Below are 16,899 nucleotides of genomic sequence, written 5' to 3' on the forward strand. Positions count from 1 at the left end.
GTCGTTGCCGGCGCCAAGGTGCGCCAGGGCGAGATCATCGGCTACGTCGGCTCGACCGGCCTCGCGTCGGGCCCGCACCTGCACTACGAGGTGCTGATCAACTCGCGCTTCGTCGACCCGTTGGCCATCCAGGTGCCGCGCGAGCGGGAGCTCACCGGCCGCCAGCTCGCCGAGTTCCAGAAGGAGCGCCAGCGCATCGACGATTTGCGTCACCTGGCTCCGGTGATGACCGCCAGCAAGTAGTCCCTCACACGCCGGGAGGGGAAGAGTTACGCCGCGGCCTTCACTGGCTGGCCGTTGAGCACCAGCTCGCCGTCGCGCACGCCGATGCGCACCGTGTCACCATCCTTGATGCGCCCGGCGAGGATCTGCTCGGCGAGCGGGTCCTGCACGTGCCGCTGGATGACGCGCTTTAAGGGCCGCGCGCCGTAAGCGGGATCGTAGCCGCGGTTGGCGAGCCAGGTGCGTGCCGCATCGTCCAGTTCGACCTTGATCTTGCGGTCGGTCAGCAGCTTCTGCAGGCGCTGCATCTGGATGTCGACGATCTTGCCCATCTCCGACCGCTGCAGGCGATGGAAGAGGATGAGGTCATCGAGGCGGTTGAGGAACTCGGGCCGGAATTTCTGCCGCACCTCCCCCATCACGAGGTCGCGCACCAAGTCGGTATCCTCGCCTTCCTTCTGGTTGACGAGATACTCGCCGCCGATATTCGAGGTCAGGATGATGATGGTGTTGCGGAAGTCGACCGTGCGGCCCTGCCCGTCCGTCAGGCGGCCGTCGTCGAGCACCTGCAAGAGCACGTTGAACACGTCGGGGTGCGCCTTCTCGATCTCGTCGAACAGGATCACCTGGTAGGGCCGGCGCCGCACCGCCTCGGTGAGCGAGCCGCCTTCCTCGTAGCCGACGTACCCCGGCGGCGCGCCGATGAGCCGCGCGACCGAATGCTTCTCCATGTACTCCGACATGTCGATGCGCTGCATGGCGTTCTCGTCGTCGAACAAGAAGGCAGCAAGCGCTTTCGACAGCTCGGTCTTACCGACGCCCGTGGGCCCTAGGAACATGAACGAGCCGATCGGCCGGTTCGGGTCCTGCAAACCGGCGCGCGCGCGGCGCACGGCGGTTGAGACGGCATCCACCGCCTCGCGCTGACCGACGACTCGCTTGGCCAGCGCATCCTCCATCTTGAGCAGCTTCTCGCGCTCGCCCTCGAGCATGCGGTCGACGGGAATGCCGGTCCAGCGGGAGACGACGGCGGCGATCTGATCGGGCGTCACCGCCTCTTCGACCATGCTGCCTTTGGCTTCCTGGGTCTCGATCGCCTTGAGCTTCTTCTCAAGCTCGGGAATTTTGCCGTAGGCCAGCTCGCCGGCGCGCGTGAGGTCGCCCCTCCGCTGCGCCTTCTCCAGCTCGGTGCGCGCCTGGTCGAGCTCCTCTTTGAGTTTCTGGGCGCTGCCGAGCTTTTGCTTCTCGGCTTCCCAATTCTGGGTCAGTATCTTGCTCTCCTCCTCGAGGTCGGCAATCTCCTTCTCGATGTTGGCAAGCCGGTCCTTCGAGGCGGCGTCGCTCTCCTTCTTCAGCGCCTCGCGCTCGATCTTGAGCTGCATCAGCTCACGATCGATGCGGTCGAGCTCCTCGGGCTTGGAGTCGATCTGCATCTTGAGGCGCGAGGCCGCCTCGTCGACGAGGTCGATCGCCTTATCGGGGAGGAAGCGGTCGGCGATGTAGCGGTTCGACAAGGTCGCCGCCGCGACCAGCGCCGAGTCGGTAATGCGCACGCCGTGGTGCAGCTCGTATTTCTCCTTGAGGCCACGCAGGATGGAGATGGTGTCCTCGACCGTCGGCTCGTTGACGAACACCGGTTGGAAACGCCGCGCCAATGCTGCGTCCTTCTCGATGTGCTTGCGGTACTCGTCGAGCGTGGTGGCGCCGATGCAGTGCAACTCGCCGCGGGCGAGCGCCGGCTTCAAAAGGTTGCCGGCATCCATTGAGCCCTCGGTCTTGCCGGCGCCGACGATGGTGTGCAGCTCGTCGATGAACAGGATGATGCGGCCGCCCTCGGCCTGCACCTCGTTTAGCACGGCCTTCAGGCGCTCCTCGAACTCGCCGCGGTACTTGGCGCCGGCGATGAGTGCGCCCATGTCGAGCGCCAACAGCTTCTTGTCCTTGAGGCTGTCGGGAACGTCGCCCTGCACGATGCGCAGCGCCAGGCCCTCGGCGATGGCGGTTTTGCCGACGCCGGGCTCGCCGATCAGCACCGGATTGTTCTTGGTGCGCCGCGACAGCACCTGGATGGTGCGGCGGATCTCCTCGTCGCGGCCGATGACGGGATCGAGCTTGCCGGCGGCAGCGGCCTCGGTGAGATCGCGTGCGTAGCGCTTCAAAGCGTCATAGCCCTGCTCGGCAGATGCCGTATCGGCGGTGCGGCCCTTACGCAGATCGTTGATGGCGGCATTGAGGCCCTGCGGCGTGACGCCCGCATCGGCGAGGATCTTCGCCGCGTCGGTGCCCTTCTCAAGCGCCAGGGCGAGCAACAGCCGCTCGGCCGTCACGTACTTGTCGCCGGCCTTCTCGGCGATCTTCTCGGCCGAATCGAAGACGCGAGCGAGCTCGGAGGCCATGTAGAGCTGGCCGGAACCGCCGCCCGACACCTTCGGACGCTTGGCGAGCTGTGCCTCCACGGCCTTGAGCGCCGCCTTGGGATCGCCCCCCGCCTTGCGAATGAGACCCGCCGCCAGGCCCTCATTGTCGTCGAGCAGCACTTTCAGCAGATGGTCCGGGGAGAACTGCTGGTGCCCTTCACGCAATGCAAGATTCTGCGCCGCCTGCACGAATCCGCGCGCGCGATCCGTAAACATCTCAAAATTCATGACTTCCCTCCTCGGCGTGCCGATCCGCCCAAAACGGCACGGGCCGGCACCTTCTACGTCAGGATTGATGGTGGTGCGGACGACCTCGCCGACGTGCGGCAGCATCGTCCGTAAACCTTTCCAACAGGTGATATAGTGTGCTCGGAACTGGACAAAAGGGGCCTTAAGCCGGCCACATCCCGCACGCCTTGAGTTGCATCAACGATGGCCCATTCGAGCGGACCCTGCGTCCGCGGTCTGTATCGCTATCCCGTCAAAGGGCTGTCGCCGGAGCCTCTCGAGCGCATGCCCTTGCGTGCCGGCGAGACGGCGCCGTTCGATCGCGCCTACGCGATCGAGAACGGCCCGGGAGGCTTCGACCCGGAGCACCCCGCGCACCTGCCGAAAATCCATTTCCTCATGCTGATGCGCAACGAGCGGCTCGCCACGCTGGAGACGCGGTTCGACGACGTGACCGAGACGCTGATCATCCTGCGCGCCGGCAAGCGCGTGGCGAGCGGTGATCTCAGAACCCCCATTGGCCGCAAGATGATCGAGCAGTTTCTCGCCGCCTACATGCAGGAGGAGCTGCGCGGCGCTCCCCGCGTCGTGTCGGCGCCGGGGCACAGCTTTTCCGACGTCGCGGCCAAGTGCCTGCACGTCGTCAGCCTCGCTTCGCTGCGCGAGCTGGAGCGCGTGGTCGGCCGTCCGCTCAATCCGCTGCGCTTCCGACCAAACCTCGTCATCGACGGCTGCGACCCGTGGGCGGAGCGCAATTGGATCGGTTCGCCCTTGCAGGTTGGAGCGGTGCGGCTCGAGGTGTTCAAGCTTACCGAGCGCTGCGCGGCGACCAATGTCGACCCGGAGACGGGCAAGCGCGACATGGCCATACTCGCCGCCCTGCAGCGGGCATTCGGACACACGGATTTCGGGGCGTACGCACGCGTTACCGCCGGCGGGACGATCGCCCTGGGCGATCCCGTCACGGTCTGACGACTGTCAGGATTAGACTAAAGGCAGCTCGGCCGGCCGCTTCCCGCCTCAATCGCGGTCGGTGTCATCGACGCCGTTCGCCTCGCCGGGAGCCCCGTTACCCTCGCGGCGCGGCCGGCGAACGGGGCGGCGCAGGAACTCAGGCTGCTCGTGCTGCTGTTGCGGAAAGCGGTCGCGACGCTGGAACTGCCCTTCAGCAGTCGGCTGGCCCGAGCCTTCGCCACCTTCGGCACTGCGTTGGCGCGGGGGCTGGTTGCCGTGCTGCTCGCCGCGATCATGCCTCTCCCCGCGCTCATGGTTGCGATTGCGGTGATCGTGGCGATCGCGGAAGCGGTTCTGATCGGGCCCGCCGCGCTGGCCCTCGAAACGCTGGCCGTCCATGCGCGGCTGCTGATGGTCGCTGTGGCGCATCTGCGGCTGCTGCTGATGGTGCTGCGGCGGCATATCGCCATCATCACCTTCGTCGTCGCCGAACTCGTCGCCATCCATGTCACTGGCCATGAAGGGCCGGGCGCGCGGCAGGCCGCCGTTCATCCCTTCTCCCCCGCCCTGACTCATCTGCTGCTCGCGGAAGGCCATGATGATGCGATTGTAGTGCTCGGCGTGCTGCAAGTAGTTCTCAGCCAGCACCGGATCGCCGGACGATGTCGCATCGCGCGCCAGCGACATGTACTTCTCGGCGATGTGCGAGGGCGTACCGCGGATTTTGACGTCCGGCCCCGTGCTTTCGAAGCTGCGTGTGAGCGGGCTCTGCCCCTTGCGGTTGCGTCCGCGGCCCCGGCGGTTCTGCTGTCCTTGCCTCATTGGCTCCGTTCTCAGTCGTGATGAAAAAATGCAAAGCGTGCGCGGCCTACCTCAGCGTCGCAAGACTGCTATTGCCTCAGAGCAGGCGCTGACAGGCAATCTTTAGCCAGTTTCTGGCGGCGCCCATGCGCGCGCATGTGTCTCTATCTCGTGACGCTCAACCGGCAGTCGCTACTTCCGATCGGAAAGGGGCGTTGCACGCCAAGCGGCTAGCGATCGCCGTTTCAGCGGGAGCAACAGGTCCGCGCGCTTTGCGTGTCCCCGTGCTTCGCAATCCCAGCTCGTGCAGTCGGTCAGGCTCCAACACTGAAGCGCGGCGCACGATCAATCGGCTTTGGCCAGACTAGCGCGGAACCGGCGCAAATCAAACCTTTTCTTTGCGACCATTTATGACTGTAACCTCAGGGCCACACAACGTGTGTGGCCTCCCAGGTCGTCATACCGGCATACTTCTGCCTTGCGTGTCTTAACGAACGCTTGCTGCAACAGCTGCGCCACAGCGTCCGCCTGGCCCATACCCACCTCGAGGATAACCCAGCCGCGTAGAACGCGCTCAAGGCCAGCGGCGATCTTGCGATAGATGTCGAGACCGTCGGGTCCGCCGTCAAGAGCAGCCAGCGGATCATATTGGCGCACTTCAGGGCTCAGATCGGCGATATCCCCGGTGTGAATGTAGGGCGGGTTGCTGATAACGAGGTCGAACGACCCGGCGATGCCTTCGTGCGCATCGTGGCGCGCGAACGTGGCCCGCCTCGCCAGCCCAAGCGTCTCGGCGTTGCGCGCGGCCGTCGCCAGGGCCGCCTCGCTGACGTCCGTGCCGAGGCCGGTCGCCAACGGTAGCTCGCCGAGCAGCGTCAACAGGAGGCAGCCAGTACCGGTGCCGATATCGAGGATGCGGATCGGGGTCTCGCGCCAGCCCTCGCGCGCAGAGATAGCCAGCGCCGCCTCGATCAGCGTTTCTGAATCGGGGCGAGGATCTAGAGTCGCCGGCGAAAGCGAGAAGCGGCGCCCGTAGAACTCTCGCTCGCCGACGATGCGCGATACCGGCTCGCGCGCACTGCGACGCAGGACCATGTCCTGCAACCTCGCCTGCGCCTCGATCGACAGGCGCCACTCGGGACGCGCGATGATCTGCGAGGTTTCGACCCCAGCGGCGGCAGCGACCAACAGGCGCGCATCGCGCCCAGGGTCGTCGACGCCCGCTTGCGCCAAAACCCGCTGCACTTCGCGCACCGCCTCGCCGAGCGTTTCGCCCAACCCTCGCGCACGCCGGGCGTCAGGCATTTTCCATATCCGCCAGCTGGCTCGCCTGGTGATCAGTGATCAGCGCATCGATCAGCTCATCGAGAGCCGCGCCCTCCAGCACCGCATCGAGCTTGTGCAGCGTGAGGTTGATGCGGTGATCGGTGACCCGACCCTGCGGAAAGTTGTAGGTGCGGATGCGCTGCGACCGATCGCCCGAGCCCACCTGGCCCTTGCGTGCCTGCGCCCGCGCGGCGTCGGCGCGCTCGCGCTCCTGCTCATAGACGCGCGAACGCAGCACCTGCATGGCCAGGCGCCGGTTCTGATGTTGCGATTTTTCCGCTGAAACGACGACGATGCCGGTGGGTAGATGCGTGATGCGCACGGCCGAGTCCGTCTTATTGACGTGCTGGCCACCAGCGCCGCCAGCGCGCATGGTGTCGATGCGGATATCCTCGGGACGGATCTGGACGTCGATGTCCTCGGCCTCGGGGAGCACGGCAACGGTCGCCGCCGAGGTGTGGATGCGCCCGCCGGTCTCCGTCTCCGGGATGCGTTGCACGCGGTGCACGCCGGATTCGAACTTCAGGCGGGCAAACACCCCCTCGCCGGCGATCGAGGCGACGATCTCCTTATAGCCGCCGAGATCGTTCTCGGAGACGGAGATGATTTCCACCTTCCAGGCGTGCAGCTCCGCATAGCGGCTGTACATGCGGAACAGGTCGGCCGCGAACAGCGCCGCCTCGTCGCCGCCGGTGCCGGCGCGGACCTCGAGAATGGCACTGCGCTCGTCGGCGGCGTCCTTGGGCAGGAGCTGGATCTTCAGCTGCTGCTCGAGCTCCTCGCGGCGCGGTGCCAGCGCCTCGAGGTCAGCACGCGCGAGCGCGATCATCTCTTTGTCGGACGAGGGATCCTCGATCAGCGCCTCGAGGTCGGCCTGCTCCTTCTCGGTGGCGCGCAGCGCCTCGATCGTCGCCACCACCGGGTTGAGCGCCGCGAACTCCCTGGTCAGCTTGGCGTAGGCCGCCTGATTGACCCCGGCGTTGAGCTCGGCCTGGATCGCGCTCCAGCGCCCAACCATCTTTTCGAGCTTGTCCTGTGGGATTCCGACCATGTTCTTCAGAGCTTTGGCGTCTTAAACGACGATGCCGGCCGCGCCCTGGCGGGCGAACCGACGATACATTCTGCTTGGGGTGGATATGGGCACCCGCGCCGCGGCGCGCCGCATCTAATCCGATTGGGCGGTCGTCTGCAATTTGTCGCTGCGGCGGGTGCGAGGGTCGGGGACGTCAATCCAGCGCAAGCCGTCGCGCACTGGGGCCAGATGCACGATCACGTAGTTCTGGGCGCCGCGGACGATGCGCTTCATCGACGGCGGCAGCTGGGATACGGCGGCTTCCAGGACCGCCGTTTGCGTCACGAGCAGGATCAGCGCAACGCCCATGGTAACGGTAAACAGGGCCATCCCCGGACGGCCGGCGTGCTCGTTGACGACATCGCGGACGTTGCGCGCCGCCGCGGCAGCCCGTCGTCCGCCGCCGCCGATCGCCCTAAAGATTGGCGCGCCCTGCCGGCCGAGATTGGGCAACAAAGCACGGCGCGGGCCGCGCGGCACCGGCGCGCGCGGCGCCGATACGAAAAGCTGCTCCAGCGAATGCAGCACCGGGCGCGGATCCAGCCCGGCAAGGCCGGCGTAGGTACGCACGATGCGGCAGGTTTCCGGCCACGGAGGAAGGGCGCCGATCTGGCCGCGCTCGAGCGCGGCGATGATGTCGACGCGCGTTGCCAGCGCTTGTGCGGCCTGGGCAGGGGTGAGGCGCAGCGCACCCCGCAAGTCATGAAAGAAGCGAGCGACCTCGGCGGCCATCACTGCCGGCGACGGCGGCGCCCGACCAGAGGAGGAGCTCGCACCTTGCGGGCGCGCAACAGAATACGGTCTTGCCGGCTCGTAGCCTTCACGCATGACCAAACGCCACTATGATCGGAACTGGAGGTTCCCCCAAGGCGCATCGTCTGATGAAAGCGGCTGCTTGTCAAAGACAGAACGCGCAGCCGTCAAAACTCGATACCTTCCGATTCCGCAAAGCTGTCGAGGCGTTCGCGGATATTGGTGGTGCCTTTTTTCAACAGCTCTTCCACAAGTTTCGCGGCGCGGCCGGCGTGGAGTGCGAGGATCATCGTCTTCACGGGGCCGATCGAAGCGGGTGCCATCGACAACGAACGGAAGCCGAGCGCGATGAGTGCCAGCGCCTCGATGGGACGTCCAGCCATCTCGCCGCACAGCGTCAGCGGCACTTTGTACTTCTCCGCTGCCTTCACCAGAGCCTTTAAAGCGCGCAATGGCGCCGGCGACAGGGAATCATAGCGGCTGCCGACGCGCGCGTTCGTCCGGTCGGCGGCGTACATGAACTGCATGAGGTCGTTGCTCCCGACAGAAACGAAGTCGACCTTCTTCATCAACGCGTCGAGCTCGAAAAGCAGGCACGGGACCTCGATCATGGCGCCGACCAGCACCTTCTCGGGCGCCTCATGGCCTTTGGAGCGCATGATCGAGCGCTCTTTTTCGACCAGGGCGCGCACCGCGTCCATCTCCGCGGCCATCGACACCATGGGGATCATCACCCGCAGCTCCTGACCGGCGGCGGCGCGCAGCAAAGCGCGCACCTGAGTGCGCAGCAGTGCCGGACGATCGAGGCCCATGCGCACCGCCCGCCAGCCCATGGCCGGGTTTTCCTCCTTCGGCTGGCGCAGGTAGTGCAGCACCTTGTCGCCGCCGATATCGAGCGTGCGGAAAACGACCGGCTTGCCGTCGGCACGGGCGACGATGGCGCGATAGGAATCGGCCTGGCGCTCGACCTTCGGCAGCGTGTTCGACAGCATGAACAAGAGCTCGGTGCGGAACAGCCCGACGCCGTCGGCGCCCGAATCCTTCAAATGCGGCATGTCGACGAGCAAGCCAGCATTGATGTGCAGATCGACCTTCACGCCATCGATCGTCACCGCCGGGACATCCTTGAGTGCGCGATATTGCCGTTGCCGGCGCGCCAGGAAACGCACCTTGTCCGAGTAGGCGGCGATCACGTCGGTCGAGGGTCGCAGGTGCACCTCGCCGGTCATGGCGTCGACGATCGCCGCATCGCCGGCGTTCACGCGCTCGACGACGCCGGTCGCCTGCCCGACCGCGGCGATGCCCAGCGCCTTGGCGACGATGGCCACATGGCTCTGGCCGCTGCCGTCCTCGACGATCAACCCGCGCAGGCGCTTGCGGTCGTAGTCGAGTAGCTCGGCCGGCCCCATGGTGCGAGCCACGAGAATAGTGTCGGGCGGCAGCGCCGATGGCTCGTCCGCGCTCGTCACGCGTCCGGCGAGGATGCGCAACAGCCGATCCGACAGGTCGTCGAGATCGCGCTGACGCTCCCGCCAGTATGGATCGTTCTGGCGCAGCATGCGGGCGCGCGTCGAGTTCTGCACGCGCTCCACCGCTGCCTCCGCGGTGAGGCCTCCCTCCACCGCCTCGCGCAAGCGCCGTTCCCAGCCCTTGTCGTGGGCGAACATGCGGTAGGCTTCGAGCACGTCGCGATGCTCCCCCGCTCCCGACAAGTGCTCGTGGTCGAACATCTCGTCAAGCGAGGCGCGCAAGGACGCGACCGCCGCATCGAGGCGGAGCAATTCCTCGGCCGGATCTTCGGCCATCAGGTGCGTGACGACGATGCGCGGCTCGTGCAGCACGATGTGGCCCAGCGCGATGCCTTCCGCCATCTGCTCGCCCTGGATCACCGCCGACAGCGACTTCTCGAGCTCGATGGCGGTTCCGGCACCCGCAACCGCACCAGAGACGAGATGCTCGGCCACGACCATCGCCGTCGCCTGCAGCACCTCGACGTCCTCGTCGGAGTATTCCTTCTGCGCGCGATTCTGCACGACCAGCACGCCGAGCACCTGCCCTGAGCGTCCGATCGGCACCGCGAGCAGCGAGTGGTAGATCTCCTCGCCCGTCTCCGGCCTGTAGGAGAATGCCGGGTGGGTTGACGCTTCGGGCTCGTTGACCGTGATGTTCAGCTCGGCGCAGCGGCCGACGAGACCCTCGCCGCGCTTCATGCGCGTGGTATGCACGGCCTTGGGATTGAGGCCCTCGCTGGCGAACAGCTCGAGCGAGCCGTCCTGCCGCTTCAGGTAGATCGAGCAAACCTCGGTCACCATCACGCCGGCGATCTGTTTGACGATCTTGTCTAGGCGAGCCTGGCCGTCGCCGGGCTCGGACATGATCTCCCGCAGACGCCGCATGATCACACGCAGCGCCGGCTCGGAGGTCATCACTCTTGGGTCGTCACCTCGCCTCTGCATAGGTTGTGCCGCCCGGGGGTGGACCCGCCGAAATGGCGAGTTCAGTGCTCGACCGAGCGCGCGCTCGCTTCGCGCTCAGTCTGCGTCGAGACCATAAATAGAATGCAGCGTCCTTACAGCAAGCTCGGCATAGGCCGCGTCGATCAGCACGCTGATTTTGATCTCGGAAGTGGTAATGGCCAGAATGTTTATGCCCTTGCTGGACAGGGCCTTGAACATCATGGCGGCGACGCCGGCGTGGCTGCGCATGCCGATGCCGATGACGGAAATCTTGGCGACGTCGGCCGAGCTTTGAACCGCGAACTCACCGATGTCCTTCTTCGCCGCCTTCAGGGCCTCGAGCGTGCGCGCCAGCTCGGTCGCCTGCACGGTGAATGTCATGTCGGTGTGCTTGCCGTCCGGCGTGACGCTCTGCACGATCATGTCGACGTTGATGTTGGCGTCGGCGAGCGGGCCGAAGATGCGGGCGGCGACTCCCGGCTTGTCCTCCACCTTGATGAGCGTCACCTTCGCCTCGTCCTTGACGTAGGCAATGCCGCTGACGACTTGACTTTCCACGATCTCATCCTCATCGCAAACGATGGTGCCGATGTCTTCCAGCTTGTCGAGCCGCACGGGCGACATCGCCTCGGGAGCCACGAAGCTCGAAAGCACGCGAACCCGCATCCGGTTGACCATGGCGAGCTCGACCGAGCGCGTCTGCAGCACCTTGGAGCCCAGAGAAGCCATCTCCAGCATCTCTTCGTACGACACCTTCGGGAGCCGCCGCGCCTTGGGCACGATGCGAGGATCGGTGGTGTAGACACCATCGACGTCCGTATAGATGTCGCACACATCGGCCTTGAGCGCGACGGCCATGGCGACCGCGCTCGTATCGGAGCCGCCGCGACCCAATGTTGCGATGCGGCGACGCTCTGGCTCGACGCCTTGGAAACCCGTCACCACCGCGACCTCACCTTCATTGAAGCGGCGCCGCAGCTCCGCTCCGTCGATGCCGGTGATGCGGGCTGAGCCGTGCGCCGCAGTGGTGGTGATGGGAATCTGCCAGCCCTGCCAGGAGCGCGCCTGCAGCCCCATCGACTGCAGCACGATGGCAAGGAGGCCAGCGGTAACTTGCTCGCCGGTGGCGACGACGGCATCATACTCGCGCGCATCGTGCAGCACGGAGGCCTCGCGCACCCAGGCAACGAGCTGGTTGGTCACACCGGCCATGGCCGAGACCACTACGCAGACCTTGTTGCCGGCGTCCACCTCGCGCTTCACGTGGCGCGCGACGTTGCGGATGCGCTCGACGTTGGCGACGGACGTGCCGCCGAACTTCATCACAACAACAGCCATCGCGTGTTCCGCCGTGCGGCTTTCGCCTCAATTGCCTGGAATTGCCCTCTTGCGGCGCCGGACGCGCGGGGGGCGCGGCCGGTCCAGCGGCGCAAACAGCCTGGGGCGAACAGGAATCCCGTTTACGCGGCGTTCTCTTAACGACATCCCACCGTTCCCGCAATATCCCGCGCCTTGACATTCTGTTTCGCTCCCGTGCGTATCGCAGGGCATGCACAGCGACCCGCAAGCCAGCCCTGCCACGGGCCCCGCTTCCACCAACCTCGATCCGGCCGAGGTCGAGCGCTTTGAGCGCCTCGCCGGGGAGTGGTGGGACGCGAACGGCAAGCTGCGCCCCCTGCACAGCCAAGGGCCGGCGCGCCTCGGCTTTGTGCGCGATGCCCTGGTGCGCCATTTCGCGCGGGCGAAAGGTGACCTGAGGCCGCTCACCGGGCTGTCGATCCTCGACGTGGGATGCGGGGGTGGCCTCGTCTCCGAGCCGCTTGCCCGCCTCGGCGCCAAGGTTACCGGCATCGACCCGACCACCGATTCCATCGCCGTGGCGCGTCGCCATGCCGAGGCCCAGGGCCTCGCCATCGATTACCGCACCTCATCGGTCGAGGCGCTTGAGGCCGCCGGCGCAACTTTCGACGCCGTCGTGTGCATGGAGGTGATCGAGCACGTGCCCGACCAAGCCGCCTTCGTGCGCAGCCTCGGCGCGCTGGTCCGGCCCGGCGGCGCGCTCATCATGTCGACGCTCAACCGCACGTGGAAGTCCTACGCGCTGGCGATCATCGGCGCCGAGTACGTGCTCGGCTGGTTGCCGCGTGGAACGCACGACTGGAACCGCTTCGTGACGACGGATGAGCTTGGCCGCTACCTCGCCGACGCCGGCTTCGCGGCCCCGGAGGTGTCCGGCATTATCTATAATGTGATGTCGGACACGTGGTGCCTCAGCGCCGACACCGATGTCAATTACATCGCCGCTGCCGCCCGGCGCAGCTAGCGCCGGCGCTATGGTTGCAGCACCCTCGCGCGGAACTGCAGATTCTCGGCGGGCGTTTCAATTAGCGCCGATCCCCCAGTCCCCGTAAGCGGAACCGACATGGCAGCACGTTCTGTAATATCTGTCTCATCGCTTGCCGCTGCGTTCCTCGGCGCCCTTGTGCTCGCCGGCTGCCAGTCACCCATGTACTCGAGGACGCCGGATGACATGAACGCGCCCTATCAGGATCGGTCCTACGTGGGCGGCCAGCCTACCGAGGAGCGGCCGCTGGAAGCGAGCCCGGACGCGGAGCAGGAGTACGAGTACCGCGGCGGTCGCGATCCGGTTACCGGACGTGCCAAGACGCAGATGTGAGTGAGCGGGCTACGGCCCTTGCGCGACCTGCGGATCCTTCGGAGCAGCGAGGTTGGCAGCGAGGAAGCGGTCGAGGCTGCTGCCCCACAGGTCCCAGCCGGCACGATCGTCGGCAATGCTGTGACCGTCCTTCTCGTATGCGGGTAACGGCTCGTAATCGACCAAGCCGCCGCCATCCTTCCAGGCCGCCGCCAGCTTGTTGGCGATAGCGGGACCGAAGTAGCTGTCGTTCTGCGCATAGAGCCACAGGGTCGGCGCCCGCGCAGTCCGCGCATATTCGTGCGCTGCCTTGACGAGCTCGGCGGCATCGCACACCGCGTTGCTGCGGCCCCACGCATGCCCGCCGCGCCCGCCGGCGAAGTTCACCACCGCCGCCACGAGATCGGGTCGCTTCGCCGCCAGCGCCAGCGACGCCCAGCCTCCGGTCGAGATGCCAACGACCAGGATCCGACTAGGATCGACGAAAGGCTGCCGCGCCATATAATCGACGGCGGCGCCGACATCCTCCGCCGCGATCAGCCCCGACCGGAAATGATCGGGGTTGGCACAGTCGCCAACCGATTCGACGAGGTTCCCCCCCGTCGCGCCGTGTCCGCGTCGTTGCGGCAGCACGACCGCATAGCCGCGATCGACGAACCAGCGCGACAGCCAATAGTAGACAGGCATCGACACCGACAGTCGGTTCGTCTCGGAAGTGCCGTGGTTGATGACGACCAGCGGAAAGCGCTCCGCCATGGTGCCGGCCGGACGGAACAGCGTCGCACGCAAGGCGATACTCGCATCGCCGCTCGGCAGCAGCCACAGCTGCTCGCGCATGCGCTGGCCTTCAGGGCCGAAGGCGCCGTACATCGACGTTGCCGTCATGACCGGATCGGAGTGAACCTCGTCGACCTGGGCAACGAGCAACGCGAGCACCGACGCGCACGCCACCGCACAGGACATAGCGGCGCGTGCCGCGTGGAGCTTGTTCGGCAAGGATCCCTCCCCGTATCGCCTGCCGCGAACGCGCGTGTGTGCACTGCAGCAGTGCGCGCACTATCTCCAAAAGATTGTGGCGTCGTCTAGGGAGAGATGTCGCTGAAATTCAGATCGTTATGCATGGTTTGAAGGTAAGCGACCCGCCAGGCATGACGCATGGTCGCGTCGCCGCTTATCCCATTCCTTGCATTAGAACCGGTTGCCGCTAGCGGTGGCCGCCCGGCACCAGGGTGCTCTCGAGCGAAATCGGATCGCTGGCGGGAAACGTCTGCTCGAGCGCGTCGTCAAGCTCCTCATTGATCTCCTGCGCGGCGGCCTTCTCCTTCACCTTGCCTTCGCGGGCCTTCCTGTGGCCCGACATGCGCTCAGGTGTCGACGGGTTCCGTCCAGGAATGTTGTCCGGCTCCAAGGGGTCGGGCGATGCTGCGGCTTTGCCCTTCGTCGCCATGCTCGTCTCCATTCGCGGGCTCGCTTCCCCATTGGCACGCTGGCGCGACAAGCGCCTGTGAGGATTAGGTAAGCATGCGCGCCGAGCCGGGCGAGGGGCCCCGGTGGTCATCGAAGCGCGACCCCCGGCAGCCTTGCGGCAAGCGTTGGCTAGCCCGTCAACACCTCGGGTGATGGTCGGGTTCCAAAATGCCGCGTGCGGCGCGGAACAGCACGATGGTCGTGGAATTGCACCTATATTCAGCACCTTACGTGTCTCGCATCAAGGGCCGGTTCAGGCACCGTGTTGACAACGCAGCGCCGCCTTCGCCATGTCATGCCGCCCTGCAATTGAGCGCCCGTCCCAGAAAGCGTGACAGGTAGCGTACATGTCTGTTATCAATCGAAGGCAAGTTCTTGCGGCCGGAGGGCCGTGGGCCCTGCTCACGGCCGTGGCGGGAATCGCCCCTGCGCGTGGTGCACCGCCATCCGCACTGCGTTTCGGTGAGCCGCGCCCGTTCAGCTTCGAGCTTTTGCGCGAGCGGGCGAGGGCGCTCGCGGCGAGGCCATACGTGGCGCCCGCGCCGGCACCGCGGATCGTCGACAGCGTCGACTTCGACGCTGTGCAGGCAATCAAGTTCCGCGCCGACCGTGCACTATGGCCGTCCGGACCGGGCGCGTATCCCGTCCGGCTCTTCCACGTCGACAAATTCAACCCGCTCGGCGTGCGTATCAACGAGCTGTCGAACGGACAGGCGCGCGAGCTGCTCTATTCGCCCGACTGCTTCGACTACAAGAACGAGGCGCTCGCCAGCACGCTGCCACCCGATCTCGGTTTCTCGGGTTTCCGCGTCATGGATGGCCGCGGCAAGGAGACCGACTGGCTGGCTTTCCAGGGCGCCAGCTATTTCCGCACATCGGGCGAAGAGAACCAGTACGGCGCGTCCGCGCGTGGCATCGCCATCAACACCGCCATGCCCCAACCGGAGGAGTTTCCGCGCTTCGTCGAATTCTGGCTCGAGGAGCCAAAGGCCGATGCGCCATCGATCACCGTCTATGCTCTGCTCGACGGCCCGAGCATCGCCGGAGCCTACCGTTTCGATGCGGTGAACGGCCGTGCTCCGCTTATGACCGTAAGCGCCAACCTCTATGCGCGCACCGACATCGACCGGCTCGGGGCGGCGCCGCTCACCAGCATGTTCTGGTACGGGGAAAATGACCGGCGCCATGCCACCGACTGGCGTCCCGAGGTCCACGACAGCGATGGACTGGCCATGTGGACCGGGGTCGGCGAGCACATTTGGCGTCCGCTCAACAATGGCCCATTCGTTCGCACCAACACTTTCTCGGATGCCTCGCCCAAGGGCTTCGGCCTGATGCAGCGCGATCGCGACTTCCGCGAGTATCAGGACGATGGCGCGTTCTACAACAAGCGTCCCGGAATCTGGGTCGAGCCGATCGGCGATTGGGGCGAGGGCGCAGTGCAGTTGGTCGAGATCCCGACCAAGGACGAGACGAACGACAACATCGTCGCCTACTGGGTTCCGAAAAATCCGGTGCGCGCCGGCGACGAGCTTGCCTTCAACTACAAGCTCTATTGGCAGAACGACGAGCCCAACCCGCCGGTCAACATCGGGCGCGTGGTCTCGACCCACACCGGTGCCGGTGGCGTGCCCGGCGTGCCGCGACCGGACGATCTCAACAAGCGCAAGTTCGTCATCGACTTCGCCGGCGGTCCGTTGGCCAACCTGGAGCAGCGGTTCGACGTGACGCCGGTGGTGTCGCATTCGCGCGGACGCGTCGACAACGCCTACGTCATCAAGGTTGTCGGAACGGAGCGCTGGCGCGCATTGTTCGACCTGACGACCGAGGGCGACGGACCGGTCGACCTGCGCTGCTACCTGCGCCTCGGAGAGGAGACGCTCTCCGAGACCTGGATGTACCAATGGCTTCCGAAAGCTTGAGCTAGGCGGCCCGGGTCTGCCCGGCGAGGCTGCGCTCGAGCCGTGGCTGTCCCCCACCGTCGGGGGAGCGCGCGCGCATGCGTGCCGCGCGCACGGCCGCGTCGCGCTCGATCGATTCGAGAATTGACATGCTGGCAATCGGCCGGCTCGCTTCGATGGCGCGCACGAAGGCGAGAAGTCCGCCGAAACTCAGCGCACCGCTGGCCGCGAAAGCGTATTCCCATTGCTGGCGCGCGGCGTCGAAGTCGGTTGGAACGATCGTCCAACCCTCGGCCTCGGCGGTGATCGGATAGGCGATCGACCAGAACAGCATCTGCGCCGCGCCGACGCCGGCCAGCGCAGCCAGCGACCAGCCGTAGGATGCGGCGTTGCGGCGCACGAGAAAGACGTGCTGTGCGATGCCCACGCAGGCCAGCGCGCCAGCGACGGCGAACAGTACCGACCCATGCTGCACGCGTTGCACAGCAATGTATTCGGTTGGAGCCAGCTGCAGCTTGGCGAACATCTCGAAGGTGTGCGCCCCTGCCGGTGTCAGGGCGATGGCCGTGAGGGCAATGGCCGCCAGCTGCACAGCGTCGAGCAAATACCAGCGATACTGCGCAAGACGTTCACGGTGCATGTCGCA

At 66.0% G+C, this 16,899-nt stretch carries 15 protein-coding genes (1 of these 15 cut by a window edge); 5 read left to right on the forward strand and 10 right to left on the reverse strand.

All coding sequences use genetic code 11. The annotated features are described in order from the left end of the window. Positions 1–243: the end of a M23 family metallopeptidase gene (locus F9K20_RS09235; RefSeq protein ID WP_291000316.1), read on the forward strand. 1,716 nt of this gene lie to the left of the window's left edge; only the last 243 of its 1,959 coding nucleotides appear in the window; its start codon lies beyond the left edge, outside the window; it ends in the stop codon at positions 241–243. 26 nt (positions 244–269) lie between these two features. On the opposite strand, the gene clpB is transcribed toward F9K20_RS09235, so the two are convergent. Beyond that, complete coding sequence (gene clpB, locus F9K20_RS09240) at positions 270–2,867, reverse strand: ATP-dependent chaperone ClpB (protein ID WP_291000319.1); 2,598 nt, start codon at positions 2,865–2,867, stop codon at positions 270–272. Positions 2,868–3,071: 204 nt separating this feature from the next. Here clpB and F9K20_RS09245 point away from each other — a divergent pair, with 204 nt between their 5' ends. After that, on the forward strand, positions 3,072–3,839 hold the full coding sequence (locus F9K20_RS09245; RefSeq protein WP_291000322.1) for an MOSC domain-containing protein: 768 nt from the start codon (positions 3,072–3,074) through the stop codon (positions 3,837–3,839). A gap of 48 nt (positions 3,840–3,887) precedes the next feature. On the opposite strand, the gene F9K20_RS09250 is transcribed toward F9K20_RS09245, so the two are convergent. The 6 genes from F9K20_RS09250 to F9K20_RS09275 form a co-directional block, all read right to left on the reverse strand. Next, positions 3,888–4,643, reverse strand: coding sequence for a DUF4167 domain-containing protein (locus F9K20_RS09250; RefSeq protein WP_291000325.1), 756 nt, complete (start codon positions 4,641–4,643; stop codon positions 3,888–3,890). A gap of 387 nt (positions 4,644–5,030) precedes the next feature. Then, positions 5,031–5,927, reverse strand: a complete 897-nt coding sequence (gene prmC / locus F9K20_RS09255; RefSeq protein ID WP_291000328.1) for a peptide chain release factor N(5)-glutamine methyltransferase — start codon at positions 5,925–5,927, stop codon at positions 5,031–5,033. Beyond that, the gene (prfA, locus tag F9K20_RS09260; protein ID WP_291000330.1) at positions 5,920–6,999 is read right to left on the reverse strand and encodes a peptide chain release factor 1; all 1,080 of its coding nucleotides are present in this window, start codon (positions 6,997–6,999) and stop codon (positions 5,920–5,922) included. The genes prmC and prfA overlap by 8 nt, the downstream gene beginning before the upstream one ends. Positions 7,000–7,113: 114 nt before the next feature. Further along, complete coding sequence (locus F9K20_RS09265) at positions 7,114–7,848, reverse strand: helix-turn-helix domain-containing protein (RefSeq protein ID WP_291000331.1); 735 nt, start codon at positions 7,846–7,848, stop codon at positions 7,114–7,116. A 92-nt stretch (positions 7,849–7,940) separates the two neighbouring features. Next, positions 7,941–10,229 (reverse strand): phosphoenolpyruvate--protein phosphotransferase, encoded by a 2,289-nt coding sequence (gene ptsP / locus F9K20_RS09270; RefSeq protein WP_291000332.1) that lies wholly within the window; start codon positions 10,227–10,229, stop codon positions 7,941–7,943. Between the two features lie 75 nt (positions 10,230–10,304). Continuing rightward, positions 10,305–11,567: an aspartate kinase gene (locus F9K20_RS09275; RefSeq protein ID WP_291000334.1), complete on the reverse strand. Its 1,263-nt coding sequence runs from the start codon at positions 11,565–11,567 to the stop codon at positions 10,305–10,307. Between the two features lie 211 nt (positions 11,568–11,778). On the opposite strand from F9K20_RS09275, the gene ubiG reads away from it, so the two are divergent. After that, a complete protein-coding gene (gene ubiG, locus F9K20_RS09280) occupies positions 11,779–12,552 on the forward strand; it encodes a bifunctional 2-polyprenyl-6-hydroxyphenol methylase/3-demethylubiquinol 3-O-methyltransferase UbiG (protein WP_291000336.1) in 774 nt (257 codons plus the stop codon). A 99-nt stretch (positions 12,553–12,651) separates the two neighbouring features. Further along, positions 12,652–12,906, forward strand: a complete 255-nt coding sequence (locus F9K20_RS09285) for a hypothetical protein (RefSeq protein WP_291000338.1) — start codon at positions 12,652–12,654, stop codon at positions 12,904–12,906. Between the two features lie 9 nt (positions 12,907–12,915). Here F9K20_RS09285 and F9K20_RS09290 read toward each other — a convergent pair whose 3' ends face one another. Further along, positions 12,916–13,881 carry an alpha/beta fold hydrolase gene (locus F9K20_RS09290; RefSeq protein ID WP_291000340.1) on the reverse strand — a complete coding sequence of 322 codons (966 nt, stop codon included), beginning with the start codon at positions 13,879–13,881 and terminating at the stop codon, positions 12,916–12,918. A gap of 208 nt (positions 13,882–14,089) precedes the next feature. Next, a complete protein-coding gene (locus F9K20_RS09295) occupies positions 14,090–14,332 on the reverse strand; it encodes a hypothetical protein (RefSeq protein ID WP_291000342.1) in 243 nt (80 codons plus the stop codon). Between the two features lie 367 nt (positions 14,333–14,699). Here F9K20_RS09295 and F9K20_RS09300 point away from each other — a divergent pair, with 367 nt between their 5' ends. Next, positions 14,700–16,274, forward strand: a complete 1,575-nt coding sequence (locus F9K20_RS09300) for a glucan biosynthesis protein (RefSeq protein ID WP_291000344.1) — start codon at positions 14,700–14,702, stop codon at positions 16,272–16,274. Between the two features lies 1 nt (position 16,275). On the opposite strand, the gene F9K20_RS09305 is transcribed toward F9K20_RS09300, so the two are convergent. Next, the gene (locus tag F9K20_RS09305) at positions 16,276–16,893 is read right to left on the reverse strand and encodes a hypothetical protein (RefSeq protein WP_291000347.1); all 618 of its coding nucleotides are present in this window, start codon (positions 16,891–16,893) and stop codon (positions 16,276–16,278) included. Positions 16,894–16,899: the final 6 nt, after the last annotated feature.

The organism is Hyphomicrobium sp., from assembly GCF_009026145.1.
Taxonomy (GTDB): Bacteria; Pseudomonadota; Alphaproteobacteria; order Rhizobiales; family Hyphomicrobiaceae; genus Hyphomicrobium_A.

Bases quoted from the DNA above. Each gene is read 5' to 3' on its own strand.
- clpB (WP_291000319.1), bottom strand. From the start codon at position 2,867: ATGAATTTTGAGATGTTTACGGATCGCGCGCGCGGATTCGTGCAGGCG.
- F9K20_RS09245 (WP_291000322.1), top strand. From the start codon at position 3,072: ATGGCCCATTCGAGCGGACCCTGCGTCCGCGGTCTGTATCGCTATCCC.
- F9K20_RS09250 (WP_291000325.1), bottom strand. From the start codon at position 4,643: ATGAGGCAAGGACAGCAGAACCGCCGGGGCCGCGGACGCAACCGCAAG.
- prmC (WP_291000328.1), bottom strand. From the start codon at position 5,927: ATGCCTGACGCCCGGCGTGCGCGAGGGTTGGGCGAAACGCTCGGCGAG.
- prfA (WP_291000330.1), bottom strand. From the start codon at position 6,999: ATGGTCGGAATCCCACAGGACAAGCTCGAAAAGATGGTTGGGCGCTGG.
- F9K20_RS09265 (WP_291000331.1), bottom strand. From the start codon at position 7,848: ATGCGTGAAGGCTACGAGCCGGCAAGACCGTATTCTGTTGCGCGCCCG.
- ptsP (WP_291000332.1), bottom strand. From the start codon at position 10,229: ATGCAGAGGCGAGGTGACGACCCAAGAGTGATGACCTCCGAGCCGGCG.
- F9K20_RS09275 (WP_291000334.1), bottom strand. From the start codon at position 11,567: ATGGCTGTTGTTGTGATGAAGTTCGGCGGCACGTCCGTCGCCAACGTC.
- ubiG (WP_291000336.1), top strand. From the start codon at position 11,779: ATGCACAGCGACCCGCAAGCCAGCCCTGCCACGGGCCCCGCTTCCACC.
- F9K20_RS09285 (WP_291000338.1), top strand. From the start codon at position 12,652: ATGGCAGCACGTTCTGTAATATCTGTCTCATCGCTTGCCGCTGCGTTC.
- F9K20_RS09295 (WP_291000342.1), bottom strand. From the start codon at position 14,332: ATGGCGACGAAGGGCAAAGCCGCAGCATCGCCCGACCCCTTGGAGCCG.
- F9K20_RS09300 (WP_291000344.1), top strand. From the start codon at position 14,700: ATGTCTGTTATCAATCGAAGGCAAGTTCTTGCGGCCGGAGGGCCGTGG.
- F9K20_RS09305 (WP_291000347.1), bottom strand. From the start codon at position 16,893: ATGCACCGTGAACGTCTTGCGCAGTATCGCTGGTATTTGCTCGACGCT.